The organism is Nonomuraea sp. NPDC001699 (genome assembly GCF_053596455.1).
Genome location: NZ_JBSFGF010000093.1, coordinates 1 through 1,152 on the forward strand (window position 1 = coordinate 1; position 1,152 = coordinate 1,152).

1 protein-coding gene is annotated in these 1,152 nt (G+C 68.8%); it reads left to right on the forward strand.

Annotated elements, in window-relative coordinates:
- Positions 1-108 precede the first annotated feature (108 nt).
- The coding region (locus ACWCSU_RS52850) for an IS481 family transposase (protein ID WP_449945280.1) at positions 109-1,152 on the forward strand (1,044 nt) is incomplete at its 3' end.

Below are 1,152 nucleotides of genomic sequence, written 5' to 3' on the forward strand. Positions count from 1 at the left end.
CAGTGTGCTGGTTCAGGACATAGGAAACCCATGTCGCAGGACATAGGAAACTTCAACAAAGTGTGTCTCGGGACATAGGCAACCACCGCGATCAACAGCGTGGGCGGTGTGTCCAAGGCCAGAGTTGTCATCACCGCCGTTGTCGTCGAGGGCCGCTCCCAAGCAGAGGTCGCCCGTGCCTACGGGGTGTCCAAGGGCTGGGTGTCCAAGCTCGTCGCGCGCTACCGTGCCCAGGGCGAGGCAGCATTCGAGCCCCGGTCGCGACGCCCGCACACCTCGCCGAACGCGATCGACGCCGACACCGTCGAGCTGATCGTCCGGCTCCGTAAGGACCTCGCCGAGCAGGGACTGGACGCCGGCCCGGACACGATCGCCTGGCACCTGCGACAGCACCATCAGCGGACGGTGTCACGGGCCACGATCAGCCGCTACCTCACTCGCCACGGCCTGGTCGTGCCCGAGCCGAAGAAACGGCCCCGCTCGTCCTACATCCGCTTCCAAGCAGTGCTGCCGAACGAGACCTGGCAGGCCGACTTCACCCACTACCGCCTCGCCGACGGCACCGACACCGAGATCCTGTCCTGGCTGGACGACCACTCCCGCTACGCCCTGTCGGTGACCGCGCACGTCCGCGTCACCGGCCCGATCGTGCGCGACACCTTCCGCGCCGCCGTCGCCGCTCACGGCGTGCCGGCCTCCACACTGACCGACAACGGCATGGTCTTCACCACCCGGCTGGCCGGCGGCCGCGGCGGCCGCAACGCCTTCGAACACGACCTGCGCCGCCTGCACGTCCGCCAGAAAAACAGCGCCCCCAACCACCCCACCACCTGCGGCAAGGTCGAACGCTTCCAGCAAACCATGAAGAACTGGCTACGCGCCCAGCCCTGCCAACCAGCCACCCTCGCCGGCCTGCAAGCGCTACTCGACCGCTTCACCGACGCCTACAACCACCACCGCCCGCACCGGTCCCTGCCGCACCGCGCCACCCCGGCCACGACCTACGCCGCCTCACCCAAGGCCCTGCCCGACGGCAGCCGCGACGCCGACACCCACACACGCGTACGCCACGACCGCATCGACCCCTCCGGCGTGGTCACCCTGCGCGTCAACGGCCGACTGCACCACATCGGCATCGGACGAACCCACGCC